Raw genomic sequence first — 23,868 nt, 5'->3', positions numbered from 1 at the left:
CTTACCTCCGGGCGAGTTTCGCCGATTTCTGCACCAACATCTTGCGGCGCAGGGGCGAGAGATGGTCGAAACAGGTCTTGCCGTTCAGATGGTCGATCTGATGCTGCACCGAGGTCGCCCAAAGCCCGACGAAATCGCGCTCCTCCATCTCGCCCAGCTCGTTCAGGAACCGCACCGTCACCGCGCGCGGCCGCTCGATCCGCGCCCAGACGCCGGGCAGATTGGGCGAGGCCTCGTCATGCGCGCGCAGCTGCACCGAGGCATGCAGCACCTCGGGGTTCGCCATCTTCACCGCCTGCCCACGCTTGTCCGAGGCATCGACCACCGCAAGCCGCATCATGATGCCGATCTGCGGCGCGGCGAGGCCGACGCCCGGCATCGCGTCCATCGTCTCGACCATGTCGTCCCAGATCATCCGCACCGTCTCGGTCACCGCGGTCACCGGTTCGGCGGGCGTGTGCAGACGCCGGTCGTCATAGGGGATGAAGGGGCGCACCGTCATCAGAGGATGCTCTGCTCCTTCGCGGCGCGGGCGCGCTCGCGTTTGAGCTTCTCCATCTTGCGGGTGATCATCTGCCGTTTCAGCGGGCCGAGGTAGTCGATGAAGAGCTTGCCGTCGAGGTGGTCGTTCTCGTGCTGCGCGCAGGTCGCCCAGAGCCCGTCGAACTGCTCCTCATGGATCTGTCCATCAAGGCCGAGCCAGCGCATCCGCACCTCTTTCGGGCGCGTCACCTCGGCATATTGATCGGGGATCGAGAGGCAGCCCTCCTCGTAGACATTGGTCTCCGGCGAGGTCCAGGTCACCTCGGGGTTGAGCATCACCATCGGTTCCGGCGCGGCGGCCTTGTCCTTCACGCAATCCATCACGAAGAGGCGCTTGAGCACGCCGACCTGCGGCGCAGCAAGGCCGACGCCGGGGGCGTCATACATCGTCGCGAGCATGTCGTCGGCCAGCCTGCGGATGTCGTCGTCGACGGTGACGACGGGGTCGCAATGCTTCTTGAGCCTCGGGTCGGGATGGATCAGGATCGGGCGGAGTGTCATGGCGTTGATTTAGGCGATGGGGCCGCGTCGCGCAATGGCAAGCGCAAATCGGAACAGTGTTCCGCATCACACAAAACAATAAGGACATATTCCCAATGAAAACATCTTCATCGGGACGCTGTTCCGCATTATTCCTTCGCGAAGGAATGACGTTTCGACAGGAGACCCCAGACATGCCTCTCACCCCCGATTTCGACGAAGTCATCGACCGCGTCGGCACCCATTCGGTCAAGTGGGACGGCATGCAGGCGCTTTACGGCGTGAGCCCCGAGGAGGGAATCGCGATGTGGGTCGCCGACATGGATTTCCGGCCGCCGGCCTCGGTGCAGCGCGCGCTCGAGGGCATGGCGGCGCAGGGGATCTATGGCTACTGGGGCGACAACCGCGCTTATGACGCGGCGATCCAGTGGTGGATGCAGGAGCGCCACGGCTGGCATGTCGAGCCGGAGTGGATCTTCACCACCCACGGCCTCGTCAACGGCACCGCGCTCTGCGTCGAGGCCTATACCGGGGCGGGCGACGGCATCGTGCTGATGACGCCGGTCTATCACGCCTTTGCCCGCGTCATCAAAGCGGCGGGGCGGCGGGTGATCGAATGCCCGCTGAAGCAGGTCGATGGCCGCTACGAGATGGATTTCGACGCCTGGGAAGGGCTCGTCGATGCCGGCGCGAAGATGCTGATCCTCTGCTCGCCGCACAACCCGGGCGGTCGCGTCTGGAGCGCCGAGGAGCTGACCGCCACCGCCGAATTCGCGCGGCGCCACGAGCTCGTGCTGGTCTCGGACGAGATCCACCATGACCTCGTGATGCCCGGGCACAGGCATATCCCGATGGCGACGGCCACCGATTATCCGGTGGTGATGATGTCGGCGACGACGAAGACCTTCAACATCGCCGGCACCCATTCGGGCAATGTCATCATCGCCGATCCCGATCTGCGCGCGAAATTCGCCGGGCGGATCGCGGCGCTCGGCATCTCGCCCAACAGCTTCGGCATGGCGATGGCGACCGCCGCCTACAGCCCCGAGGGGGCGGCCTGGCTCGACGCGCTGATCGCCTATCTCGACGGCAACCGGAAGATCTTCGACGACACCGTCAACGCGATCCCGGGGCTGCGCTCGATGCCGCTCGAGGCGACCTATCTCGCCTGGGTCGATTTCTCCGGCACCGGCATGGCGGCCGAAGAGGTCATCGCCCGCGTCGAGAAAGAAGCGAAGATCGCCGCGAATCACGGGGCGAGCTTTGGCACCGGCGGCGAAAGCTTTCTGCGCTTCAACCTCGCCACGCCGCGCGCGCGGGTGATCGAGGCGGCCGAGCGCCTCGCGCGCGCCTTCGGCGATCTGCAATAACCTGTCGCTCCGGTTTTCCGGGCGAGACCTCCCCGGCCCGTCATCCCCGGGCCGGGGCTTTTCTTTGGCCCCGCCCACGCCCATATTGGCCGCGACTGGAGGCCCCATGCAGGTCATCGCCCTCATCATCATCGGCGCCGCCGCCGGCTTCATCGCCACCCGCGCGATGAAGATCGAGACCGACATCCCGACCACGATCGCGATCGGCGTCTTCGGCGCGATCGTCGGCGGGCTGGTGCTGCGCTTTCTCATCACGATCTCGGGCTGGATGGCGGGCTTCGTCGGTGCCGTGCTCGGCGCGATGGCGCTGATCTGGCTCTGGCGGACCTATGGGGGGCGGCGCTGATGTGGGGCACGCTCTTCGGTTTCGCGGGGATGGCGACGACGCGCCTTACGCTCACGCTCGTCTCCGTCGCGATCTGGCTTCTCTCGCGCCCGGGCGGCTGGGCGGTGCTCGCGATTGCCGCGCTCGTCGGGGTGAAACTGCTTCCCGCGCGCTGAGCGCCCTTTTCACCCCGCCGTGAAGCCCCCATATTCGAGGCAGGTTTCAGGGAGGCGCCGGTGAACCAGCCCGATTTTCTGCTCGATTTCCTTGGCGGCAATGCCGTCGTGCTGGCGCTTGCCGCCTTCGTCATCCTCGCCGTCTTCCTCGGCGTGCGGATCGTGCCGCAATCCGAAAAACACGTGGTCGAGCGTTTCGGCCGGCTGCGCGCCGTGCTTGGCCCCGGGATCAACTTCATCGTGCCCTTCCTCGACCGCGTCGCGCATCGCGTCTCGGTGCTGGAACGGCAGCTGCCGACCACGCGGCAGGACGCGATCACCGCCGACAACGTGCTGGTGCAGGTCGAGACCTCGGTCTTCTACCGCGTGACCGAGCCGGAAAAGACCGTCTACCGGATCCGCGACATCGACGGCGCGATCGCCACCACCGTCGCCGGCATCGTGCGCGCCGAGATCGGCAAGATGGAGCTCGATCAGGTGCAGTCGAACCGCGCCGGGCTGATCCATTCGATCCAGGAAAACCTTGCCAATGTCGTCGACGACTGGGGGATCGAGGTGACCCGCGCCGAGGTGCTTGACGTCAATCTCGACGAGGCGACGCGGGCGGCGATGCTGCAGCAGCTCAACGCCGAACGCGCGCGCCGCGCCCAGGTGACCGAGGCGGAGGGGCGCAAACGCGCCGTCGAGCTGGCCGCCGACGCCGATCTCTACGCCGCCGAACAGCAGGCGAAGGCGCGCCGCGTCACCGCCGAGGCGGAGGCCTTCGCGACCACGGTGATCGCCGAGGCGATCGCGAAGAACGGGCTCGAGGCGGCGCAGTTCCAGGTCGCGCTGAAACAGGTCGAGGCGCTGTCCATCGTCGGCAAGGGCGAGGGCAAGCAGGTCGTGCTGCTTCCTTCCGCCGCGATCGACGCCTTCGGCGATGCGTTCAAGCTGCTCAAGGGGAAATCGTGATGCTCTGGCGGGAACCTTGGGTCTGGGTCGCGGGCGGGATCGTGCTCGGCCTGCTCGAGATGCTTTTGCCGGGCTTCGTGCTGCTCGGCTTTGCGGTCGGCGCCGTGCTCGTCGGGCTGATCCTCTGGACCGGGCTGATCGTTCTGTCCCTGCCGATGATGCTGCTGATCGCCGCCCTTGTGGCCGCCGCGACCTGGTTCATCGCGCGCCGTCTGGTCGGCGTGCGCGCCGGGCAGACCCGGATCTGGGACCGCGATATCAACGAGAATTGAGGCTTTCGCCCCGGCTTTCCGCATTGCAGCGCTGGACGGGATGCGTCCCGCCCCCTAAAGCGGGGGAAAGCGCAACAGGAGGGCTGCATGTACGACGATTTCCCCGAAGAGGCGAAGGGCCTCAAGTATTTCCTCGCCGCGGTGACGATCTGCCTCGTCGGCATGGTGGCCTGGATCCTCGTGGCCCATCCGATGGGCGGCGATGCGAGCGCGACGACGACGCTCGCGCCGGTGTCGCACGAGTAACCCGATCAGAAAACCTGCGTGAGCGGCGGCCCAGGGGCCGCCGTTTTCGTTCAGATGTCGCGGATCTCGCGCAGGATCGCTTGCGCCGCGGCGCGCGGATCGCGCGCCTGCCAGACCGGGCGCCCGACGACGAGATGATCGGCCCCGGCGGTCAGCGCGGCGGCCGGCGTTTCCACTCGCTTCTGGTCACCAAGCGCGGCCCCCGCCGGGCGCACGCCCGGGGTGACGATCAGCTTGCCCGCCGCTTGCGGCAGCGCGCGGATCGCCGCCGCCTCCCGCGGCGAGGCGATCACGCCATCGGCCCCCGCTTCGAAGGCGCGCGCCGCGCGTTCGGTGACGAGATCGGCGATCTCTCCCTCGCGGATCAGCGAAGCGTCGAGATCGGCGCGGTCGAGCGAGGTCAGGATCGTGACGGCGAGGATCTTGAGCGGCTTGCCCGCCGCCCCCTCCTTCGCTGCGCGCACGACATGGGGGTCGCCATGCACGGTGAGGAAATCGAGGTCGAAGCGCGCGAGGCCGCGCACCGCCGCCTCGACCGTGGCGCCGATGTCGAAGAGCTTCATGTCGAGGAAGATCTTCTTGCCGTGCTCGTCCTTGAGTTCGTTGGCAAGCGCGAGCCCGCCGCCCGTGAGCATGCCGAGGCCGATCTTGTAGAAGGAGACGCTGTCGCCCAGCGTACTGGCGAGGGCGAGCCCGTCGAGGGCGTTGGGAACGTCGAGCGCAACGATCAGACGATCGTCGGCGGGAAGGAGATCGGTCATTGCGGGCTCCGGGGCTGATCGGCAAACGGCCGGGTTCTGCCCCCGATGCAAGCGCGGGTCAAGGAAAACCGCCGCGAAACGGCCGAGGGCCAGTCAGAGCCCGCCGATGCCGCGTTTCTGCGCCTCCCGCACGAGGGCCCGGACAAGCGCCGGATGCGGCAGATCCGCCCCGGCCCGCACCCGCACCGGCACGCGCAGCGGCTGCGGCAGACCGGGGGCGAAGAACTCGACGACGGCGAGGAAGGCGCGGCGGGCCGCGTCATAGATCAGCTGGGCGATGCGGACCGCGGAGGCGTGGTGCATGGTCGTTCCCTCTCGATGCTGCCTTCAGGCTGAACGCAAAAGGTTGCGATCCGGTTTCCACCGGCCGAAGATTTCGATGCCGCGGGAAAGATGTGGAAATTTCGTCGCAGCCCGCGCTTGCCCCTTGAAGGGACGGGCTGCGAAAACCACCTCAGGGACAAGACCCGGACCCGTGGCGTGCCAGCTTGGGCGCCCGAATTCACCCCGGGGGCTTCACGAAAGGAGATACCCGATGAACATGGAGAAGTTCACGGAACGGTCGCGGGGATTCATTCAGTCCGCCCAGACCATTGCGATGCGCGAGGGCCATCAGCGCGTCGTTCCCGAGCATCTGCTCAAGGCACTCATGGATGACGATCAGGGGCTGTCGAGCAATCTGATCAAACGCGCCGGCGGTGAGCCGAAGCGCGTGCAGGAGGCGGTCGATCTGTTCGTTTCCAAACTGCCCAAGGTTTCGGGCGGCGACGGGCAGGTCTATGTCGAGCAGTCGCTCGTGCGCGTGCTCGACGAGGCCGAGAAACTGGCGAAGAAGGCCGGCGACAGCTTCGTTCCGGTCGAGCGCATACTGATGGCGCTCGCCATGGTGAACACCAAGGCGAAGGATGCGCTCGATGCGGGCGCGGTGACGGCGCAGAACCTGAACGCCGCGATCAACGACATCCGCAAGGGGCGCACCGCCGATTCGGCTTCGGCCGAGGAAGGCTATGACGCACTGAAGAAATATGCGCGCGATCTGACCGAGGCCGCCGAAGAGGGCAAGATCGACCCGATCATCGGCCGCGACGAAGAAATTCGCCGCGCGATGCAGGTGCTGTCGCGGCGCACGAAGAACAACCCGATCCTGATCGGTGAACCGGGCGTGGGCAAGACCGCGATCGCCGAGGGCCTCGCGCTGCGCATCGTCAATGGCGACGTGCCGGAATCCTTGCGCAACAAGAAGCTGCTCGCGCTCGACATGGGCTCGCTCATCGCCGGTGCGAAATACCGCGGCGAGTTCGAGGAGCGGCTGAAGGCGATCCTGAAGGAGATCGAATCGGCGGCGGGCGAGATCATCCTCTTCATCGACGAGATCCACACCCTCGTCGGCGCCGGCAAATCCGAAGGCGCGATGGATGCGGCGAACCTGATCAAGCCGGCGCTCGCCCGCGGGGAGCTGCATTGCGTCGGCGCGACCACGCTCGACGAATACCGCAAATATGTCGAGAAGGACGCGGCGCTTGCCCGCCGGTTCCAGCCGGTGATGGTGGAAGAGCCGACCGTCGAGGACACGATCTCGATCCTGCGCGGCATCAAGGAGAAATACGAGCTTCACCACGGGGTGAAGATCTCCGATTCGGCGCTGGTTGCGGCGGCGACGCTCTCGCATCGCTACATCACCGACCGCTTCCTGCCCGACAAGGCGATCGACCTTGTCGATGAGGCGGCAAGCCGGCTGCGCATGGAAGTGGACAGCAAGCCCGAGGAGCTCGACGCGCTCGACCGGCAGATCCTGCAGATGCAGATCGAGGCCGAGGCGCTGAAGAAGGAGGACGATGCGGCGTCCAAGGACCGGCTCGAGAAGCTCGAGAAGGAACTGGCCGAGCTGCAGGACAAGGCCGCGGTGATGACCGCCAAATGGCAGGCCGAGCGCGACAAGCTGGAAGCGAGCCGCACCGTGAAGGAGCAGCTCGAGCAGGCGCGCGCGCAGCTCGATCAGGCCAAGCGCGAGGGCAATTTCGCCAAGGCCGGTGAGCTGCAATACGGCAAGATCCCCGAGCTCGAGAAACAGCTCGGCGAGGCCGAGGCCTCGGAAGACGGGCATATGGTCGAAGAGGCCGTGCGCCCCGAGCAGATCGCCGAGGTGGTCGAACGCTGGACCGGTATCCCGACCTCGAAGATGCTCGAGGGCGAGCGCGAGAAGCTCCTCAAGATGGAGGAGGAGCTGCACAAGCGCGTCATCGGTCAGGACGCTGCGATCACTGCGGTGGCCAATGCCGTGCGGCGTGCCCGCGCCGGGCTGAACGATGAGAACCGGCCGCTGGGCTCGTTCCTCTTCCTCGGTCCGACCGGCGTCGGCAAGACCGAACTGACGAAGGCGGTCGCCGAATACCTCTTCGACGACGACACCGCGATGGTGCGCATCGACATGTCGGAATTCATGGAGAAACACTCCGTGGCCCGGCTGATCGGCGCCCCGCCCGGCTATGTCGGCTATGACGAGGGCGGCGTTCTGACCGAGGCGGTGCGGCGCCGGCCCTATCAGGTCGTGCTCTTCGACGAGGTGGAAAAGGCGCATCCCGACGTCTTCAACGTGCTCCTGCAGGTGCTCGACGACGGCGTGCTGACCGATGGCCAGGGCCGCACCGTCGACTTCAAGCAGACGTTGATCGTGCTGACCTCGAACCTCGGCTCTCAGGCGCTCAGCCGCCTGCCCGAGGGCGCCTCGAGCGACCAGGCGAAGGCCGAGGTGATGGAAGCGGTGCGCGCGCATTTCCGCCCCGAGTTCCTGAACCGTCTTGACGAGATGGTGATCTTCGACCGGCTGACGCGCGGCAATATGGACGGGATCGTCACGATCCAGCTCCAGCGCCTCGAGAAACGTCTGGCGCAGCGCAAGATCGCGCTCGAACTCGACGACGCCGCGAAGATGTGGCTTGCGGACGAGGGCTACGATCCGGTCTTCGGTGCGCGGCCGCTGAAGCGGGTGATCCAGCGCGCGCTGCAGGATCCGCTCGCCGAGCTGATCCTCTCCGGCGCGGTGAAGGATGGCGAGACGGTGAAGGTCTCGGCCGGCACCGACGGGCTGATCGTCGGCAGCCATGTCTCGCAGTCGCAGCGCGAGCGTCCGGTGGATGCGCCGCTGCAATAAGCGGGACATAGTCGGAAAGGGGCGGGGAAACCCGCCCCTTTTTCATTTCGGCACGGCACAGGCCGCGCGATGTTGCGCGACCTCTTCGCGCAGCGCGCAGCCCTCGGCGTGATCGTTCACCAGCCCCATCGCCTGCATGAAGGCGTAAACCGTCGTCGGACCGACGAATTTCCAGCCGCGCCTGCGCAATTCCTTCGACAGCGCTTCGGAAAGCGGTGAGGTCGCCCGCACCACCCCGCCCGGGCCCGGATCCTCGTAGCGCCAGAGAAAGGCGGCCAGCGATCCCTCCGCCGCCACCATCTCGCAGGCGCGTTGCGCATTGTTGATCGTCGCCTCGATCTTGCCGCGGTGACGCACGATGCCCTTGTCGGCAAGCAGCCGCGCGACATCCCCGGGGCAGAATTCGGCGACCTTGCGGAAATCGAACCCGGCAAAGGCCGCGCGGAAATTCGCGCGCTTTTCAAGGATCGTGCGCCAGCTCAGCCCAGCCTGAAACCCCTCGAGGCAGAGCTTTTCGAAGAGGCGGTTGTCCTCGATGACCGGAAACCCCCATTCGCTGTCGTGATAGCGGATGTAATCCGGCGTCGCCGCGCACCAGCCGCAGCGGGCGCGCCCATCCTCGCCGTGAAACAGCGCCATATTCACCCCTCCTGCCCACACCCCTGCATGTTCGCGCAATGTTCACATTGAATTGTCGTGCCGTCAACCGCGCGGGGCTTGCCCGTCGCAGCCCTGCATGCGACAGCCGCTTCAGGGAGGCCGAGAAGGAGCGAAAGATGAGTGACCTCAACGCACCCGAAGGCATGGAGCTGACGCTGCGCACCCTTGCGATGCCCGCCGACACCAATGCCGCGGGCGATATCTTCGGCGGCTGGGTGATGTCGCAGATGGACCTTGCCGCCGCGATCCGCGCGAACGAGCGCTGCAACGGCCGCACGGTGACGATCGCGGCGAACGAGATCGTGTTCAAGGAACCGGTGAAGGTGGGCGACACGCTCTGCGTCTATACCGCGGTGGATCAGATCGGACGCACCTCGATGGTGATCCGGATCGAGGTCTGGGCGCGGCGCTGCTACAGCGCGTTGCGCGACAAGGTGACCGAGGCGCGCTTCACGATGGTCGCCGTCGACAGCGCGGGCAAACCGCGCCCGGTCGATATCCCGCAGGAGACCTGGGAGCTGAAATGACGCTCGCGACAGGGGCGAGCCGGCGCTAGACTGGCCTTCCCCGATGAGGTCGAGATGCCTGCCCTCTGCCGCGACTGCCTTGCGATCTTCGACGATGCCCCGGCGCGCTGCCCGCAGTGCGGCCGGCCGCGGTTGCTTGTCCATCCCGAGCTTTTCGATCTGACGATCGCGCATCTCGACTGCGACAGTTTCTATGCCTCGGTCGAGAAACGCGACGATCCCGCGCTGTCGACGCGGCCGGTGATCGTCGGCGGTGGCAAGCGGGGCGTCGTCTCGACCTGCTGCTATGTCGCGCGGATCTCGGGGGTGCGCTCGGCAATGCCGATGTTCCAGGCGCTGAAGCTTTGCCCCGATGCGGTGGTGATTGCGCCCCGAATGGAACATTACGCCGCCGTCTCGCTCGAGATCCGGGCGAGGATGGCGGCGCTGACACCATTGATCGAGCCGCTCTCGCTCGACGAGGCCTTTCTCGATCTGCGCGGCACCGAGCGGCTGCATCACGCGCCGCCCGCGCTCACCATGGCGCGGCTTGCGCGCGCGATCGAGACGGAGATCGGGGTCACCGTCTCGGTCGGGCTCTCGCACAACAAGTTCCTCGCCAAGATCGCCTCCGACCTCGACAAGCCGCGCGGCTTTTCGGTGATCGGAAAGGCCGAGACCGAAGCCTTTCTGCGCGACAAGCCGGTCTCGATCCTCTGGGGCGTGGGGGCGGCGACGCGCGCGGCGCTCGGGCGCGCGGGGCTGCGCACGCTCGCCGACATCCGCCGTGCCGGCCATGCGGCGATGCTCGCGCGCTTCGGCGGCTCGGGCGCGCGGCTCTTCGATCTCGCCAATGGGATCGACACGCGGCGGGTGACGCCGGACGCCCCGGTGAAATCGGTCTCGAACGAGACCACCTTCGAGAGCGACATCGCCGATCGTGCCGTGCTCGAGGCGCATCTGTGGGTGATGTGCGAGAAGACCGCCGCGCGGATGAAGGCGAAGGGGCTGACCGGTCGCACCGCCACGCTGAAGCTGCGGCGCGCGGATTTCTCGGCGCTGAGCCGGCAGGTGCGGCTCGAGGAGCCGAGTCAGCTTGCCGATACGCTGTTTCGCGCGACGCAGACGCTGTTCGCGGCCCTGCCCGAGGCGGGGCCGTTCCGCCTGATCGGCGCGGGCTATTCCGACCTGAGCGCGGCGGACGGGCGCGATCCGGTGGGCGACCTGCTCGACCCTCAGGCCGGCAAGCGCGCCGGCGCCGAACGGGCGGCGGATGCGATCCGCGCGCGTTTTGGCCCGGACGCGATCGGCAAGGGCCGCGCTTTCGGCACCCGGTCCGAGTGATCTACTCCGCGGCCATCCGCCCCGCGTCTCGCCCGATCGCGGCAAGCCCCGCCACCGCCTGCGCCATCTTCGCCGCGAAGGCGGGGAAGTCATGCGAGGGGCAGACCTCCGCCTCGTTCATGTAGAGCGAGCGGACGATCTCGATCTGCACCACCTCCCAGCCCTCGCGCGGACGCCCGTAGCGCTGCGCGACATAGGCGCCGGCAAAGGGCGTGTTGCGCCCGACCTTCAGCCCGAGCCCGGTGAACACCCGCTCGATCGCCGCTACCGTCGCGGGGCGCGCGGCGGTGCCGTAGCGATCGCCAAGCACGACATCGGGGCGATTGGGGCCAAGGGTTTCCAGCGCCTCGGCCGGCATCGAATGCATGTCGAGCAGGATCGCACGGCCGAATCGGGTGCGCAGATCGCCCATCAGTTCCTCGAGCCGGGCGTGATAGGGACGCCAGACGCGGGCAAGCCGTGTCTCGGCCTCCCCGACCGAGATCTTGCCCGAATAGATCGCGCGCCCGCCGGAGACGACGCGGGGAATCACCCCGAGCCCGGCGGCGACACGCGGCCCGCCCACGCTCCGCCGCAGCCCTTCGATCAGCGCCGGGTCAAGCTCGTCCTCGCCGCGGTTCAGGTCGACCCATGCCCGCGGCAGCCTTGCGGCAAGCAGCATCGCCCCCTCCCGCGGCACGGCTTCCAGCAGATCGTCGACGAAGGCATCCTCGGAAGACCGCAGCCGCCGCGCCTCGAGCACCGAATGCATCAGCAATTCCGACGGATAGTCGCGCCCCGAATGCGGCGAGGCGAAGAGCACGCAACTCGTCAGCCTCTCGGGGGTGACAAGCCGGTAGGGCAAGGCGTGGCTCTGGGTCGCTGACATTCTCTTTCCTTGATTTGCGACAGGTTACACCGAATTGAAATCGCGCGAATACCCTCTTGAAAGCCGCAACGACTCCTTTTATAGACCCCCAGACCGACGCGGTTCCGCCCGCGTCTTTTCTTTCGGGAAAGGGTTCGAGGCGGAATCACAGACGGCAAGTGGGCGGTTAGCTCAGCGGTAGAGCACTACGTTGACATCGTAGTGGTCACTGGTTCGATCCCAGTACCGCCCACCATTCGCCGCCTCCTCGGGGGCATGACAGTTTCAGGCGCACGCGCGCCGCGACAAGGAGATGACCCATGAAGGTCCGCAACTCGCTCCGCTCGCTCAAGCAGCGTCATCGCGATTGCCAGATCGTGCGCCGCAAGGGCCGCGTCTATGTGATCAACAAGACGCAGAAGCGCTTCAAGGCTCGTCAGGGCTGAAGCAGGCTTCCTGCCAGAGATCGAAAGGCCGTCGGGAAACCGGCGGTCTTTTTCTTTGCGGCAACGAAAGGGGCGCTGCCCCTCGGCCTGCGGCCTCACCCCGGGATATTTGTGCTCTATAGAAGCGGAATGGCTTCTACAGAGGTCAAATATCCTGGGGGTGAATTGGCGTAGCCAAGAGGGGGCAGCGCCCCCTGCCCGGTCAGTCGTATTTGCGCAGATCCTCGATCACCTTGCCGTCGTTCGGCAGGCTGCCCGGGGCGACGAGCTCGATCGCGCCCTTGAGCTTCAGCGCGGCGACGATGCCGGGGGCGAAGCGGGCAGGATCGGAGGCCTCGGTCTCGATCCGCACCGTCATCGCGTCCATCTCCCCCTCGCGGGTGGCGACGACGCGGGCGCGTTTCACCTCCGGGTGGGCGGCGACGAAGGCCGCGACCTGTTCGGGGCGCACGAACATGCCCTTGATCTTCGTGGTCTGGTCGGCGCGCCCCATCCAGCCCCTGATGCGCGCATTGGTGCGCCCGCAGGGTGATTGCCCGGGCAGGATCGCGCTGAGATCGCCGGTGGCGAAACGCACCAGCGGATAATCGGGGTTGAGCGTGGTGACGACGACCTCGCCCACCTCGCCCTCGGGCACCGGATCGCCGGTGCCGGGGCGCACGATCTCGACGATCACCCCCTCGTCGAGGATCATCCCCTCCATCGCCGGGCTCTCATAGGCGATATTGCCGAGATCGGCGGTGGCGTAGCATTGCAGGCAGGCGATGCCGCGCTCGGCATATTCCTTGCGCAGGCTCGGGAAGAGGGCGCCGCCCCCCACCGCCGCGCGGGTGATGGCGAGGCGCTCGCCCATCTCCTCGGCCTTGTCGAGGATCACCTTGAGATAATCCGGCGTGCCGGCATAGACGGTGGTGCCGATGTCGACCGCGGCGCGGACCTGCAGCTCGGTCTGGCCGGTGCCGGCGGGCAGCACCGCGGCGCCGACCGCACGCGCCCCGGATTCGAAGATCATCCCCGCGGGCGTCAGGTGATAGGCGAAGCAATTCTGCACGATGTCGCCCGGCCCGACCCCCGCCGCATGCAGGAAACGTCCCGTGCGCCACCAGTCATGGGAGAGATCGCCCGGCTCGTAGATCGGCCCCGGGCTCTGGAAGATATGTGCAAAGGCGGTGGCCGGTTTCACCGTCAGCCCGCCGAAAGGAGCCGCCTTTTTCTGCGCAGCATGAAGGTCGGATTTGCGCAGCACCGGCAGCTTCGCCAGCGCCTCGCGCGAGGTGATCGCGACCGGATCGACCGCGCCGAGATGCGCCGCAAGCCCGGGGGCCGCCATCGCCCGCGCGATCACCGCGGGCAGATCGCGCGCCAGCGCCGCGGCGCGCGCATCGGCCGAACGGGTTTCGAGGTCATCGTAATAGCGGCTCATGGCGCTTCCTTTTCGCTGCGCAGCAAGTCTTTTGTTTCAAGGAGTTGGTCAGGCGAGCCAGCGCTTGCGGCGGCGATAGCTGCGCACTTCGCGGAAGGACTTGCGGCCCTCATCCGACATGCCGAGGTAGAATTCCTTCACATCGGGGTTCTCGCGCAGCGCCTGCGCCGCGCCATCCATCACCACGCGGCCGCTTTCCAGGATATAGCCGTAATGGGCGTAGCGCAGCGCGATATTGGTGTTCTGCTCGGCAAGCAGGAAGGTCACCCCCTCGCCCTCGTTCACCGCCTTCACGATCTCGAAGATCTGCTCGACGAGCTGCGGCGCGAGGCCCATCGAGGGCTCGTCGAGCAGGATCGTCTCGGGCCGCGACATCAGCGCCCGGCCCATCGCCACCATCTGCTGCTCGCCGCCCGAGGTATAGCCGGCCTGAGACCGCCGCCGCTCCTTCAGCCGCGGGAAGTAATTGTAGACCATCTCGAGATCGCGCATCACCGCGGCGCGCCCGTCGCTGCGGGTATAGGCGCCGGTGAGCAGGTTCTCCTCGACGGTGAGATGCTCGAAGCAGTGGCGCCCCTCCATCACCTGGATCACGCCCTTCTTCACCAGATCGGCGGGGGACATGTCCTGCACCCGCTCGCCGCGGTAGAGGATCGAGCCCTTGGTGACCTCGCCGCGCTCGGAATGGAGCAGGTTCGAGATCGCCTTCAGCGTCGTCGTCTTGCCCGCGCCATTGCCGCCCAGAAGCGCGGTGATGCCGCCCTTCGGCACCGAAAGGCTGACGCCCTTCAGCACGAGAATGACGTGATTGTAGATCACCTCGATATTGTTGACCTCGAGCAGCGTCTCGGTCTGGCCAGCGTCGAGCATGGCGTCCTCCGTAGGGGTGGGCGTGGGGATCCCCGGCCCGAAGGCCGGGGAGATCGGATCAGTTGCAGCGTTCGGTGATGCCGGCTTCCTTGGCATAGGCCGCGGAATCCTCGGCGATCAGCGGATCGAGCACGTCCTTGTCGGGCATGATCCAGTCCGAAGCCGGGCTCCATTTCTTCGCCGCGGCATCCCATTGCAGGATCATCGCCGCACCGGAGCCACCGTGATCGGCACAGGTCGCGTGGATCTCCTGCGCGAAGTTCGGCAGGCCAAGCTCGCCCAGACGCGCCTCGGTCAGATTGAGGTTCTCGAAGCCGTTGCGCACCTCGTCGGGCGTCACCGCCGCATGGCCGGCCATCGCCTGCGCCTCGCGGATCGCCTCGGCGATGATCATCGCCGCATACATGCCGCGCGAGTAAAGCACCGAGCCCATCTGATCGCCCGCGCCCGCCGCCTTGCCGGCGTCGATCACGTATTTCTTCATGTCGGCATAGATCGGGTAATCCGAACCGACGCCGTGGAAGGTGATCGCCTTGTAGCCGTTCGCGCCATCGCCCGCGGGGCCGACGTCATTCTCCGAGCCCGACCACCAGATGCCGACGAAATGATCCATCGGGAAACGGATGTTCACCGCCTCCTGGATCGCGACCTGGTTCATCACGCCCCAGCCATACATCAGCACGTAATCGGGCTTGTCGCGGCGGATCTGCAGCCATTGCGACTTCTGCTCCTGCCCGGGCGGATCGACCGGCAGCAGGCTCAGCGTGAAGCCATGCTTCTTCGCCAGCTCCTCGAGCGTGCGGATCGGCTCCTTGCCATAGGCGGAGTTGTGATAGACCAGGGCGATCTTCTTGCCGTTCAGATCGCCGCCGTTCTGGTCGAGCATGTATTTGATCGCGACCGAGGCGCCGTCCCAGTAGTTCGCCGGGTAGTTGAAGACCCATTCGAACACCTTGCCATTCGCCGCCGAGGTGCGGCCATAGCCCGGGGTGTAGAGGACGTGGTGATCCGCCGACACTTTCGGGATCAGCTGATAGGTGATGCCGGTCGAAAGCGGGTTATAGGCGAGCGCCGCCTGCCCCTTGGTGCTCTCGTAGCATTCGACGCCCTTCTCGGTGTTATAGGCGGTCTCGCATTGCGGCACGGCGATCTTCTCGCCACCGATGCCGCCATCGCGCTCGTTCAGCAGCGTGAAGTAATCCTGGAACCCGTCCGAATAGGGGATGCCGTTCGCGGCATAGGAGCCGGTGCGGTAGCTCAGATCCGGCACCGTCAGATCGGCGAGCGCCGGGGCGGCGGAGGCGACGAGCGCCGCGACCGCAAGGAATGCAAAGGTCTTCTTCATACGTATTTCCTCCCAGAACGTATTTCGATCGCGGTGCCGGCCCCTCAATGCGGGAAGGGCCAGAGCCGCAGCTTTTCCTTGGTGATCCGCCAGATCTGCGCGAGGCCATGCGGCTCGACGATCAGGAAGACGATGATGAGCGCGCCGACGATCATCAGCTCGATATGCGCGGCGACATCGGTGGGCCAGTTCAGCCCGCCCACCAGCAGGTTCTTGAGCAGCACCGGCAGCAGCACGAGGAAGGCCGCCCCCGCGAAGGAGCCAAAGATCGAACCGAGCCCGCCGATGATGACCATGAAGAGCACGAGGAAGCTCTTGTTGATGCCGAAGGCCTCACCCACTTCCGCCGCGCCGAGATAGACGGAGAAAAGCAGCGCCCCGGCGATGCCGATGAAGAAGGAGCTGACCGCAAAGGCCGTGACCTTGGCCGTGAGCGGGTTCACCCCGATGATCTCGGCGGCGATGTCCATGTCGCGGATCGCCATCCATTTGCGCCCCACGGTGCCCCGCGTCAGGTTGCGCGCCAGCAGCGCGACGATCGTCAGCATGATCAGGCAGAACATGTATTTCGCAGTGGCCGAGGTCTGCGCGCCGGTGACGAAGACGCCGAAGATCGTGCGCTCGGGCGCGGTGATCTGACCCGAGGCCGAGTAGTTGTAGAACCACGGCACCTTGTTGAAGATCCAGACGAGGAAGAACTGCGCGGCAAGCGTCGCCACCGCCAGATAGAACCCCTTGATCCGCAACGAGGGCAGACCGAAGAGCACGCCGACCACCGCGGTGATCCCGCCCGCAAGCAGGACGTGGATGAAGATCGAGACCTCGGGGAAGGCGGTCATCAGCTTGTAGACGGCATAGGCGCCCACCGCCATGAACCCGCCGGTGCCGAGGCTGACCTGCCCGGCATAGCCCACGAGGATGTTCAGCCCGATCGCCGCGATCGCGTAGATCAGGAAGGGCACGAAGACCGCGCTCGCCCAGTAATCGTCGATGAAAAGCGGGATCACCCCATAGGCGATCGCCAGGATCGCATAAAAGCCCAGCCGGTCGACCCGGATCGGGAAGGTCTGGCTGTCCTCCCGGTAGCTCGTCTTGAAATCGCCTGCCTCGCGGTAGAACATCAGCCCTTCCCCCCAAAGATGCGGGGGAAGGTGCTGCCTGCCCCCCTCAGCAGCCGCGCCGGATCCGCAGCCAGGACATCAGCCCGGCGCCCGCTCCGGCGGCCGCGAGCAACATGTTGATCGTGCGCATCGCGTCCGGCTCGTCCGGCGGTGCGGCGAGCGCGATCCAGCCGAAGGCGAGCGCGGCGCCCAGCCCGATGGTGAAGATGGTGGCACAGGTCTTTTTCGTCATCGCAAAGAGGCCTCCCAACCCCCTGCGCGACCCCGAGAACGGGTCGCGCCAGCAACCCTTCCCTCCGACCGGGGCCTCCCAACCCCTGCGCGGTCAGATCTGCGACAGGATGTCGCAGCCCCGCCTTTCGATCAACCCGAATTCGTCGCTGCATCTGCATCGCTCACACCCGCTCGATGATGCGTTCGCCGAAGAGACCTTGCGGACGGAACACGAGGAAGAGGAGCGCGAGCACATAGGCGAACCAGTTCTCGGTCGCGCCGCCGATCATCGGGCCGACGTAGAACTCGAAGAGCTTCTCGCCCATGCCGATGATGAGACCGCCGACGATCGCCCCGGGGATCGAGGTGAAGCCGCCGAGCATCAGCACCGGCAATGCCTTGAGCGCGATCAGCGAAAGCGAGAACTGCACCCCCGATTTCGAGCCCCACATGATCCCGGCGACGAGCGCGACGAAGCCCGCGATCGACCAGACGAGGATCCAGATGAAGCGCAGCGAGATCCCGACCGAAAGCGCCGCCTGATGGTCGTCGGCGACGGCGCGCAGCGCGCGGCCCTGTTTCGAATACTGGCTGAAGAGGGTGAGCGCGGCGACCAGCGCCACGGCGACGATGGCGGCGACGATGTCGAGATTGTCGATGAAGAAACCATAGCCGAGCATACGATCGGTCACGCTTTCGATCGTGTCGTTGATCCCCTGCGGCAGGCCGACGTCGAGCTTCTTGATATCGGCGCCCCACATCACGTCGCCGAGCCCCTCGAGGAAATAGGCCAGACCGATCGTCGCCATGAAGAGGATGATCGGCGCCTGGTTCACCAGATGCTTGAGCACCAGCTTCTCGATCACGATCGCAAGCAGCACCATCACCCCCATCGTCAGCACGATGGCGACGAGTGCGGGCAACTCCCAACCGAAGGTCTCGAGATGGCCGCCGGTGACGGCGTTGATGAGATGGGCGAAGGGCACCTGCCCCTTCTGGATGCCGACGAGGGTGAGCGCGGCGAAAAGCGCAAGCACGCCCTGGGCATAGTTGAACACGCCCGAGGACTTGTAGATCAGCACGAAGCCCAGCGCGACGAGCGCATACATGACCCCGGTCATCAGGCCGTTCAGACCGGCCTCCATCGCGTAAAGCAGAGTGTCAGGCATGGCGCGGCCCCCCGAAATTGCGTTGCTCAGTCATGGGCCACCCCCAGATAGGCGTCGATCACGTCCTGATTGTTGCGGACCTCCTCGGGCGGGCCGTCGCCGATCTTGCGGCCGTAATCCATCACTACCACGCGGTCGGACAGATCCATCACCACGCCCATGTCGTGTTCGATCAGCACAATGGTGGTGCCGAATTCGTCGTTCACGTCGAGGATGAAGCGGCACATGTCCTCTTTCTCCTCGACGTTCATGCCGGCCATCGGCTCGTCGAGAAGCAGGATCTTCGGCTCCGCGGCCAGCGCCCGGGCGAGTTCGACGCGCTTCTTCAGACCATAGGGCAGACGCCCGACAGGCGTTTTCCGAATATCCTGAATTTCGAGAAAGTCGATGATCTTCTCGACCTTCTCGCGATGCGCATCCTCTTCGGCCGCGGCACCGCCCCACCACATCGCCTGGCTCAGCAGCCCCGATTTCATCAGCGTGAGCCGCCCGGTCATGATGTTGTCGAGCACCGACATGCCGTCGAAAAGCGCGATGTTCTGGAAGGTGCGCGCGATGCCGAGGCGGGCGACCTGATAGGGTTTCATCGGCCCGCGCTGATAGCCCTTGAACCACACGCCCCCTTCGGTCGGCGTGTAGAAGCCCGAGATCACGTTCAGCATCGAGCTTTTGCCCGCGCCGTTCGGCCCGATGATCGCGCGGATCTCGCCGTCGCGGATATCGAAGGAGATATCCTTGATCGCGGTGACGCCGCCGAATTTCAGGGTGATGTTGCGCAGCTCCATCAGCACGCCGCCGATCTTGCGGCCGTCCGCGGTGGTGTAGCCTTCGGTCATGTCCTTCATTCCGCAGCCTCCCGGTGCAGATGCGCCTCGGGCGCGACGGTGGCATCCTCGAGCCGCAGCGTGGCCTTGATCGCGCCCTTGCGGCCGTCCTCGTAGGTCACCTCGGTCTCGGTGTAGATCTCGCTCCGCCCGTCATAGAGCGCGGCAATCAGATCGGCGTATTTCGTCTCGACGACATTGCGGCGCACCTTGCGGGTGCGGGTCATCTCGCCGTCGTCGGCGTCGAGTTCCTTGTGCAGGATCAGGAAGCGGTGGATCTGGCAGCCCGAAAGCATCGGATCTTGCGCCACCGAGGCATTCACCGCGTCGATATGGCTGCGGATCATCTCGTAGACCTTCGGATGACCGGCGAGTTCCTGATAGCTCGCATAGGCGATGTTGTTGCGCTCCGCCCAGTTGCCGACCGCGGTGAGGTCGATGTTGATGAAGGCGGTGCAGCGATCCCGGCCCGCGCCAAAGACCACGGCTTCAAGGATGTTGGGGTAGAACTTCAGCTTGTTTTCGACGTATTTGGGCGCAAAAAGCCGGCCATCGGCCATCTTGCCCACGTCCTTGGCGCGGTCGATGATCCGCAGGTGCCCCGAGCCTTCCTCGAAGAAACCCGCATCCCCCGTGGCCACCCAGCCCTCGCCATCCTTGGTCGAGGCGGTGCTCTCCGGGTTCTTGAAATACTCGACGAAAGTGCCGGGCGAGCGATAGAACACCTCGCCATTCTCGGCGATCTTCACCTCGACGCCGGGGGAGGGCACGCCGACCGTGTCGGAGCGGACCTCGCCATCGGGCTGCTGGGTGATGAAGACCGAGGCCTCCGTCTGGCCGTAAAGCTGCTTCAGGTTGATGCCCAAAGAGCGATAGAAATCGAAGATCTCCGGCCCGATCGCCTCGCCCGCGGTATAGCCCACGCGGATGCGGGAAAAGCCGAGCGTGTTCTTCAGCGGCCCGAAGATGAAAAGCCCGCCGAGCGCATAGCGCAGCCGCGCGATCGCCCCCACCGGCTTGCCGTCAAGCACCCGCGGCCCGACGCGCCGCGCGAGCGCCATGTAATGATCGAAGAGCCATTTCTTCACGCGCCCCGCATCTTCCATGCGGATCATCACCTGCGTCAGCTGCCCCTCGAACACCCGCGGCGGCGCAAAGAAATAGGTCGGCCCGATCTCGCGCAGATCGCTCATCATCGTCGCGGCGTTTTCCGGGCAGTTCACGGTGAAACCCGCCCAATAGGCCTGCCCGACCGAGAAGATGAAATCGCCGACCCAGGCCATCGGCAGATAGGCGAGCACTTCCTCGTGCCGCGTGAGTCCGTCAAAGGCGCAGGAGTTCTTCGCCGTCTCGATGATGTTGCGGTTCGAAAGCACCACGCCCTTCGGCTTGCCGGTGGTGCCCGAGGTGTAAAGCATCACGCAGGTGCTGTCGTAGGTCAGCTCGGCGATGCGGGCGTCGAGCTCGTGTTCATAGCGGTAATGCCCCGCCTTGCCCTCGGCCACGACATCGGCGAGCGCATTCATCCGGGAATGGTCATATTTCCGCATGCCGCGCTTGTCGGTGTACATCACATGCTGGATGTGGTGGATCCGGTCCTCGACCTCGACGACCTTGTCGACCTGCTCCTGATCGCCGCAAACGACGAAGCGCGCGCCGCAATGGTCGAGCACATAGGCCATCTCCTCGGCGACGGCATCCTGGTAAAGCGGCACCGGCACCGCGCCGCACATCTGCACCGCGACCATCGCCCAATAGTGCATCGGACGGTTGCGGCCGATGATCGCGACGTGATCGCCGCGTTCGATGCCGAGGCTCAGGAAGCCCATCGCCATCGCGCGGATCTCGGCCTCGGCCTCCGCCCAGGTCCAGCTTTGCCAGATCCCGAATTCCTTTTCCCGATAGGCCGGGAACCCGCCAAAACGCGCCACGTTCCGCGCAAGCAGCGCGGGAATCGAATGCGCGGACGGCTCTGCCGCAATCGCGTCAGCCATGTATCCTCCCTCGCGCCCTTCCCCGGCGCCCTCGCCGCGGGGCTCCTCTTCCGCCGCGACAGGGGTCACCCTCGCGGTCAAAGTTTTCCTGACTTTTTCTCAATCCTTACGAATTCTTTCCGCGGCATCTGCGTGCTTTGCGGGCGCCCCCGCGAATGCTAGCGATGGGGCGGGAGGACCGGATGAATTCAGAGGAAACGCATGCGCGGCTCACGCAGGCCGGGCTCAACCTGATCGGGCAGGCGCTGTCGATCTTCGACAGCGATCTGCGGCTCGCGGTCTCGAACCGGCAATATCAGATCATGTTCGACCTGCCCGATGCGCTCACCCGCCCGGGCACCTCCTTCGACGACACGATCCGCTATCTCGTCACCCGCGGCGAATATGGCGAGGTCACCGATATCGAGGCCGCCGTGCGCTTCCGCGTCGAGCAGGCCCGCGCCTTCGAGCCGCATTACATGGAGCGGCTGCGCGCCAACGGCCGCACCGTCGCCGTCGAGGGCGCGCCGCTCGCGCAGGGCGGCTGGATCACCGTCTACACCGACATCACCTCGATCAAGGAGCAGGAGGCGCTGCTCCGCGCCCGTTCGGAGGAGCTGTCGAGCCAGGTTCTCGACCATGCCGAGCGGCTGGCCGCGGCGAACCGGGCGCTGGCCGCGACCAATGCCGCGCTTGAGGAAACGCAATACGAGCTGATCCGCACCGAGGCGCGCACGCGGCAGGTGACCGAGATGATGCCCGCCCATATCGCGCATATGGACGAGGCTTTCGTCTACACTTTCTCGAACCGCAAGGTGACGGCGGTGATGCCCGGCTCGCTCGAGGATCCGGTCGGGCGACGCGCGGAAGACGTTCTCGGCGCGGAAACCTTCGCGCGGATCCAGCCGGGGTTCGAGCGCGCCCTCGCCGGCGAGGCGAATGTGATCGAGATCACCCATGCCCCCTCCGGCCGGCGCATCCGCATCGCGCTCACCCCCGACCGCGAGGGCACGGGCCCGGTGCGCGGCGTCTATATCCTCTCGACCGACGTCACGCATGAAACGCAGACGCGCGCCGCGCTCGCGCAATCGGCGAAACGCGAACTGGCGGCGCAGCTGACCTCGGGCCTCGCGCATGATTTCGCCAATCTGCTCACCATCATCCTCGGGTTGCAGGGGCGGCTTGCGCGGCTCGAGGGGCTGCCGCGCGAGGCCCGCGAAATCGCGCGTTCGACGCTGTCGGCGGCGCGGCGCGGGGGCACGCTGCTCGACCGGATCGCCGCGATCTCGGGCAAGCGCGAGCTGCGCCCGCAGGCGGTGAACCTGCCCGCGCTGATTGCCGATCTCGCGCAGATGGCGGCGCCGACGCTCGGCGAGGCCGTCTTCGTGCTGAACGAGGTGGAGGATCTGGCGCAGCCGATCCTGCTCGACCCCGGGCCGTTGCAGGACAGCCTGCTGAACCTCCTGCTCAACGCGCGCGACGCGATGGGCAAGGCCGGCGGGCTGATCGAGATCACCGCCCATCCGGTGCGCGACACCTGGATCGAGATCTCGGTGCGCGACAGCGGCCCGGGCTTTTCGGCCGAGGCGCTCTCGCATGCGCTCGATCCGTTTTTCACCACGAAGGGCAGCGGCGGCTCGGGGCTTGGCCTCAGCATGGTCTACGATCAGACGAAGCTCGCCGGCGGCACCGTTCGGATCGAGAACCGCCCCGGGGGCGGCGCCTGCGTCACCCTGCGCCTGCCGCTGCGCCCGGCGAACGATGCGCTCACCCCGATGCTCGTGCTGCTCGTCGAGGATGACGACGACATCCGCGCCAATGTGCGCGAGATGCTGCGCGAGATCGGGCATACCGTGATCGAGGCCGCCACCGTCGCCGAGGCGGAGGCGCTCGCCGCATTGCCCGAGATCGGCATGGTGCTTTCCGACATCCAGCTTCCCGGCGGAGCGACGGGCGTCGACCTTGCCCGCCGTCTTGGCGGGCGGCTGCCGATCGCGCTGATGACCTCGCTGCCGCCGGGGGCCGGGCTGCGCGCCGAGGCGCCCTGCCCCGTTCTGCAAAAACCCTTCGTCGCGGCCGAGCTTGCCGCCATGATCGCCGGAGTCCGCCAATGAACGCCCCCGCCCCCCATGTCGCCATTCTCGACGACGAACCCGAGATCCGCCGCATGCTCTGCGACACGCTCGAGGAGGCGGGCTTTCGCACCACCTGCTACGCGCGCGCGACGGAATTCGAGGCCGGGCTGAAACGCGCCCAGCCCGATGTCTGCCTCGTCGATCTCGGCCTGCCCGACCGCGACGGGCTGGCATTGGTGCATCGGCTGGCCCTCGAATCCGGCGCCACGATCATCATCATCTCCGGCCGCGCCCAGGTGCAGGACCGGATCACCGGGCTCGAACTGGGCGCCGACGATTACATCATCAAGCCCTTCGATCCGAGCGAGGTGGTCGCCCGCATCCGCGCCCGCTTGCGCAAGCCGCGCGCCGATGCAGCGCCTGCCGCGCAGATCGCCCATTTCGCGGGCTGGCGCGCGCAGTTCGATCGTTATCTCCTCGTCGATGCCGAGGGGGTGGAGACCACCTTCTCCCATGCCGAGGGGGAGGTGCTGCGGCTCTTCCTCGAAAGCCCGAACCGGCTGATCTCGCGCGCGCAGATGCAGGAGGCGCTCGGCGGTGCGGCGGGCGAAAGTTTCGACCGCGCGATGGATGTGCGGATCTCGCGGCTGCGCACGAAACTTGGCGAAGATCCGAAAAATCCCCGCCTGATCAAGACGATCTACGGCGCGGGCTACATCTTCCTCGGCGAGGTGCGCTGGGAATGATTTCGCTGGCGCTCGGCCGCGGCATCTG

The 23,868-nt window shown here is 66.2% G+C and carries 26 protein-coding genes and 1 tRNA gene; 13 read left to right on the top strand and 14 right to left on the bottom strand.

What is annotated here, in order from left to right; all coding sequences use genetic code 11:
* Position 1: 1 nt before the first annotated feature.
* Together def (AB7U46_RS02675) and def (AB7U46_RS02670) are read right to left on the bottom strand one after the other, a co-directional pair.
* Positions 2–502, bottom strand: coding sequence for a peptide deformylase (gene def, locus AB7U46_RS02675; protein ID WP_428335383.1), 501 nt, complete (start codon positions 500–502; stop codon positions 2–4).
* Complete coding sequence (def, locus tag AB7U46_RS02670) at positions 502–1,044, bottom strand: peptide deformylase (protein WP_428335382.1); 543 nt, start codon at positions 1,042–1,044, stop codon at positions 502–504. Before def (AB7U46_RS02670) ends, def (AB7U46_RS02675) begins: the two co-directional genes overlap by 1 nt.
* A 173-nt stretch (positions 1,045–1,217) precedes the next feature.
* On the opposite strand from def (AB7U46_RS02670), the gene AB7U46_RS02665 reads away from it, so the two are divergent.
* The 6 genes from AB7U46_RS02665 (at position 1,218) to AB7U46_RS02640 (ending at position 4,366) form a co-directional block, all read left to right on the top strand.
* Positions 1,218–2,393 (top strand): MalY/PatB family protein, encoded by a 1,176-nt coding sequence (locus tag AB7U46_RS02665; RefSeq protein ID WP_428335381.1) that lies wholly within the window; start codon positions 1,218–1,220, stop codon positions 2,391–2,393.
* A gap of 106 nt (positions 2,394–2,499) precedes the next feature.
* Positions 2,500–2,739, top strand: coding sequence for a GlsB/YeaQ/YmgE family stress response membrane protein (locus AB7U46_RS02660; RefSeq protein ID WP_428335380.1), 240 nt, complete (start codon positions 2,500–2,502; stop codon positions 2,737–2,739).
* Entirely contained in the window at positions 2,739–2,894 is a 156-nt protein-coding gene (locus AB7U46_RS02655) for a hypothetical protein (protein WP_428335379.1), read from the top strand. Before AB7U46_RS02660 ends, AB7U46_RS02655 begins: the two co-directional genes overlap by 1 nt.
* A 60-nt stretch (positions 2,895–2,954) precedes the next feature.
* A complete protein-coding gene (locus tag AB7U46_RS02650; RefSeq protein WP_428335378.1) occupies positions 2,955–3,848 on the top strand; it encodes an SPFH domain-containing protein in 894 nt (297 codons plus the stop codon).
* Positions 3,848–4,120 carry an NfeD family protein gene (locus AB7U46_RS02645; RefSeq protein WP_428335377.1) on the top strand — a complete coding sequence of 91 codons (273 nt, stop codon included), beginning with the start codon at positions 3,848–3,850 and terminating at the stop codon, positions 4,118–4,120. The genes AB7U46_RS02650 and AB7U46_RS02645 overlap by 1 nt, the downstream gene beginning before the upstream one ends.
* An 87-nt stretch (positions 4,121–4,207) precedes the next feature.
* The gene (locus tag AB7U46_RS02640) at positions 4,208–4,366 is read left to right on the top strand and encodes a hypothetical protein (protein ID WP_428335376.1); all 159 of its coding nucleotides are present in this window, start codon (positions 4,208–4,210) and stop codon (positions 4,364–4,366) included.
* 50 nt (positions 4,367–4,416) lie between these two features.
* Here AB7U46_RS02640 and pyrF read toward each other — a convergent pair whose 3' ends face one another.
* Complete coding sequence (gene pyrF / locus AB7U46_RS02635; protein ID WP_428335375.1) at positions 4,417–5,127, bottom strand: orotidine-5'-phosphate decarboxylase; 711 nt, start codon at positions 5,125–5,127, stop codon at positions 4,417–4,419.
* A gap of 93 nt (positions 5,128–5,220) precedes the next feature.
* On the bottom strand, positions 5,221–5,430 hold the full coding sequence (locus AB7U46_RS02630) for a hypothetical protein (RefSeq protein WP_428335374.1): 210 nt from the start codon (positions 5,428–5,430) through the stop codon (positions 5,221–5,223).
* A gap of 232 nt (positions 5,431–5,662) precedes the next feature.
* Between AB7U46_RS02630 and clpB the strand changes: the two genes are divergently transcribed.
* Entirely contained in the window at positions 5,663–8,278 is a 2,616-nt protein-coding gene (clpB, locus tag AB7U46_RS02625; RefSeq protein ID WP_428335373.1) for an ATP-dependent chaperone ClpB, read from the top strand.
* Between the two features lie 42 nt (positions 8,279–8,320).
* On the opposite strand, the gene AB7U46_RS02620 is transcribed toward clpB, so the two are convergent.
* Positions 8,321–8,917, bottom strand: coding sequence for a DNA-3-methyladenine glycosylase I (locus AB7U46_RS02620; RefSeq protein ID WP_428335372.1), 597 nt, complete (start codon positions 8,915–8,917; stop codon positions 8,321–8,323).
* Between the two features lie 137 nt (positions 8,918–9,054).
* On the opposite strand from AB7U46_RS02620, the gene AB7U46_RS02615 reads away from it, so the two are divergent.
* Together AB7U46_RS02615 and AB7U46_RS02610 are read left to right on the top strand one after the other, a co-directional pair.
* Positions 9,055–9,465 (top strand): acyl-CoA thioesterase, encoded by a 411-nt coding sequence (locus tag AB7U46_RS02615; protein ID WP_428335371.1) that lies wholly within the window; start codon positions 9,055–9,057, stop codon positions 9,463–9,465.
* A gap of 54 nt (positions 9,466–9,519) precedes the next feature.
* Entirely contained in the window at positions 9,520–10,788 is a 1,269-nt protein-coding gene (locus AB7U46_RS02610; RefSeq protein WP_428335370.1) for a DNA polymerase IV, read from the top strand.
* A 1-nt stretch (position 10,789) separates the two neighbouring features.
* Here the strand turns inward: AB7U46_RS02610 and AB7U46_RS02605 are convergent, their stop codons facing one another.
* Positions 10,790–11,656: an N-formylglutamate amidohydrolase gene (locus AB7U46_RS02605; protein ID WP_428335369.1), complete on the bottom strand. Its 867-nt coding sequence runs from the start codon at positions 11,654–11,656 to the stop codon at positions 10,790–10,792.
* A gap of 160 nt (positions 11,657–11,816) precedes the next feature.
* Between AB7U46_RS02605 and AB7U46_RS02600 the strand changes: the two genes are divergently transcribed.
* Positions 11,817–11,891: transfer RNA gene (locus AB7U46_RS02600), tRNA-Val, on the top strand.
* 64 nt (positions 11,892–11,955) lie between these two features.
* Entirely contained in the window at positions 11,956–12,081 is a 126-nt protein-coding gene (gene ykgO, locus AB7U46_RS02595; protein ID WP_013069105.1) for a type B 50S ribosomal protein L36, read from the top strand.
* A 202-nt stretch (positions 12,082–12,283) separates the two neighbouring features.
* On the opposite strand, the gene AB7U46_RS02590 is transcribed toward ykgO, so the two are convergent.
* The 8 genes from AB7U46_RS02590 to AB7U46_RS02555 form a co-directional block, all read right to left on the bottom strand.
* Entirely contained in the window at positions 12,284–13,504 is a 1,221-nt protein-coding gene (locus AB7U46_RS02590; protein ID WP_428335368.1) for a phenylacetate--CoA ligase family protein, read from the bottom strand.
* A gap of 48 nt (positions 13,505–13,552) precedes the next feature.
* The gene (locus tag AB7U46_RS02585; protein WP_428335367.1) at positions 13,553–14,374 is read right to left on the bottom strand and encodes an ABC transporter ATP-binding protein; all 822 of its coding nucleotides are present in this window, start codon (positions 14,372–14,374) and stop codon (positions 13,553–13,555) included.
* A 58-nt stretch (positions 14,375–14,432) separates the two neighbouring features.
* Entirely contained in the window at positions 14,433–15,719 is a 1,287-nt protein-coding gene (locus tag AB7U46_RS02580; RefSeq protein WP_428335366.1) for an ABC transporter substrate-binding protein, read from the bottom strand.
* A 44-nt stretch (positions 15,720–15,763) separates the two neighbouring features.
* A complete protein-coding gene (locus tag AB7U46_RS02575; protein WP_428335365.1) occupies positions 15,764–16,840 on the bottom strand; it encodes a branched-chain amino acid ABC transporter permease in 1,077 nt (358 codons plus the stop codon).
* Positions 16,841–16,886: 46 nt separating this feature from the next.
* The gene (locus AB7U46_RS02570) at positions 16,887–17,072 is read right to left on the bottom strand and encodes a hypothetical protein (protein ID WP_428335364.1); all 186 of its coding nucleotides are present in this window, start codon (positions 17,070–17,072) and stop codon (positions 16,887–16,889) included.
* Between the two features lie 163 nt (positions 17,073–17,235).
* Complete coding sequence (locus AB7U46_RS02565) at positions 17,236–18,222, bottom strand: branched-chain amino acid ABC transporter permease (protein ID WP_428335363.1); 987 nt, start codon at positions 18,220–18,222, stop codon at positions 17,236–17,238.
* Between the two features lie 26 nt (positions 18,223–18,248).
* Positions 18,249–19,067, bottom strand: a complete 819-nt coding sequence (locus tag AB7U46_RS02560) for an ABC transporter ATP-binding protein (protein WP_428335362.1) — start codon at positions 19,065–19,067, stop codon at positions 18,249–18,251.
* Positions 19,064–21,040, bottom strand: coding sequence for a long-chain fatty acid--CoA ligase (locus AB7U46_RS02555; protein ID WP_428335361.1), 1,977 nt, complete (start codon positions 21,038–21,040; stop codon positions 19,064–19,066). Before AB7U46_RS02555 ends, AB7U46_RS02560 begins: the two co-directional genes overlap by 4 nt.
* A gap of 182 nt (positions 21,041–21,222) precedes the next feature.
* On the opposite strand from AB7U46_RS02555, the gene AB7U46_RS02550 reads away from it, so the two are divergent.
* Both AB7U46_RS02550 and AB7U46_RS02545 read left to right on the top strand, forming a co-directional pair.
* Positions 21,223–23,133, top strand: a complete 1,911-nt coding sequence (locus tag AB7U46_RS02550; protein ID WP_428335360.1) for a PAS-domain containing protein — start codon at positions 21,223–21,225, stop codon at positions 23,131–23,133.
* Positions 23,130–23,840, top strand: coding sequence for a response regulator transcription factor (locus AB7U46_RS02545; protein ID WP_428335359.1), 711 nt, complete (start codon positions 23,130–23,132; stop codon positions 23,838–23,840). The genes AB7U46_RS02550 and AB7U46_RS02545 overlap by 4 nt, the downstream gene beginning before the upstream one ends.
* The last annotated feature ends 28 nt before the right edge of the window (positions 23,841–23,868 follow it).

This window comes from Paenirhodobacter sp. (genome assembly GCF_050177655.1).
Classification (GTDB): domain Bacteria; phylum Pseudomonadota; class Alphaproteobacteria; order Rhodobacterales; family Rhodobacteraceae; genus Rhodobacter.
The sequence above is the reverse complement of the archived record's forward strand: the minus strand, read 5'-3'. Positions and strand labels throughout refer to the sequence as shown.

Coding starts and splice junctions, on each gene's coding strand:
- def (WP_428335382.1), bottom strand. CDS start 1,044: ATGACACTCCGCCCGATCCTGATCCATCCCGACCCGAGGCTCAAGAAG.
- AB7U46_RS02620 (WP_428335372.1), bottom strand. CDS start 8,917: ATGGCGCTGTTTCACGGCGAGGATGGGCGCGCCCGCTGCGGCTGGTGC.
- clpB (WP_428335373.1), top strand. CDS start 5,663: ATGAACATGGAGAAGTTCACGGAACGGTCGCGGGGATTCATTCAGTCC.
- AB7U46_RS02660 (WP_428335380.1), top strand. CDS start 2,500: ATGCAGGTCATCGCCCTCATCATCATCGGCGCCGCCGCCGGCTTCATC.
- AB7U46_RS02605 (WP_428335369.1), bottom strand. CDS start 11,656: ATGTCAGCGACCCAGAGCCACGCCTTGCCCTACCGGCTTGTCACCCCC.
- AB7U46_RS02640 (WP_428335376.1), top strand. CDS start 4,208: ATGTACGACGATTTCCCCGAAGAGGCGAAGGGCCTCAAGTATTTCCTC.
- AB7U46_RS02665 (WP_428335381.1), top strand. CDS start 1,218: ATGCCTCTCACCCCCGATTTCGACGAAGTCATCGACCGCGTCGGCACC.
- AB7U46_RS02590 (WP_428335368.1), bottom strand. CDS start 13,504: ATGAGCCGCTATTACGATGACCTCGAAACCCGTTCGGCCGATGCGCGC.
- AB7U46_RS02610 (WP_428335370.1), top strand. CDS start 9,520: ATGCCTGCCCTCTGCCGCGACTGCCTTGCGATCTTCGACGATGCCCCG.
- AB7U46_RS02550 (WP_428335360.1), top strand. CDS start 21,223: ATGAATTCAGAGGAAACGCATGCGCGGCTCACGCAGGCCGGGCTCAAC.
- def (WP_428335383.1), bottom strand. CDS start 502: ATGACGGTGCGCCCCTTCATCCCCTATGACGACCGGCGTCTGCACACG.
- AB7U46_RS02575 (WP_428335365.1), bottom strand. CDS start 16,840: ATGTTCTACCGCGAGGCAGGCGATTTCAAGACGAGCTACCGGGAGGAC.
- AB7U46_RS02585 (WP_428335367.1), bottom strand. CDS start 14,374: ATGCTCGACGCTGGCCAGACCGAGACGCTGCTCGAGGTCAACAATATC.
- AB7U46_RS02580 (WP_428335366.1), bottom strand. CDS start 15,719: ATGAAGAAGACCTTTGCATTCCTTGCGGTCGCGGCGCTCGTCGCCTCC.
- AB7U46_RS02545 (WP_428335359.1), top strand. CDS start 23,130: ATGAACGCCCCCGCCCCCCATGTCGCCATTCTCGACGACGAACCCGAG.
- AB7U46_RS02570 (WP_428335364.1), bottom strand. CDS start 17,072: ATGACGAAAAAGACCTGTGCCACCATCTTCACCATCGGGCTGGGCGCC.
- AB7U46_RS02565 (WP_428335363.1), bottom strand. CDS start 18,222: ATGCCTGACACTCTGCTTTACGCGATGGAGGCCGGTCTGAACGGCCTG.
- ykgO (WP_013069105.1), top strand. CDS start 11,956: ATGAAGGTCCGCAACTCGCTCCGCTCGCTCAAGCAGCGTCATCGCGAT.
- AB7U46_RS02630 (WP_428335374.1), bottom strand. CDS start 5,430: ATGCACCACGCCTCCGCGGTCCGCATCGCCCAGCTGATCTATGACGCG.
- AB7U46_RS02645 (WP_428335377.1), top strand. CDS start 3,848: ATGCTCTGGCGGGAACCTTGGGTCTGGGTCGCGGGCGGGATCGTGCTC.
- AB7U46_RS02555 (WP_428335361.1), bottom strand. CDS start 21,040: ATGGCTGACGCGATTGCGGCAGAGCCGTCCGCGCATTCGATTCCCGCG.
- AB7U46_RS02560 (WP_428335362.1), bottom strand. CDS start 19,067: ATGAAGGACATGACCGAAGGCTACACCACCGCGGACGGCCGCAAGATC.
- AB7U46_RS02655 (WP_428335379.1), top strand. CDS start 2,739: ATGTGGGGCACGCTCTTCGGTTTCGCGGGGATGGCGACGACGCGCCTT.
- pyrF (WP_428335375.1), bottom strand. CDS start 5,127: ATGACCGATCTCCTTCCCGCCGACGATCGTCTGATCGTTGCGCTCGAC.
- AB7U46_RS02615 (WP_428335371.1), top strand. CDS start 9,055: ATGAGTGACCTCAACGCACCCGAAGGCATGGAGCTGACGCTGCGCACC.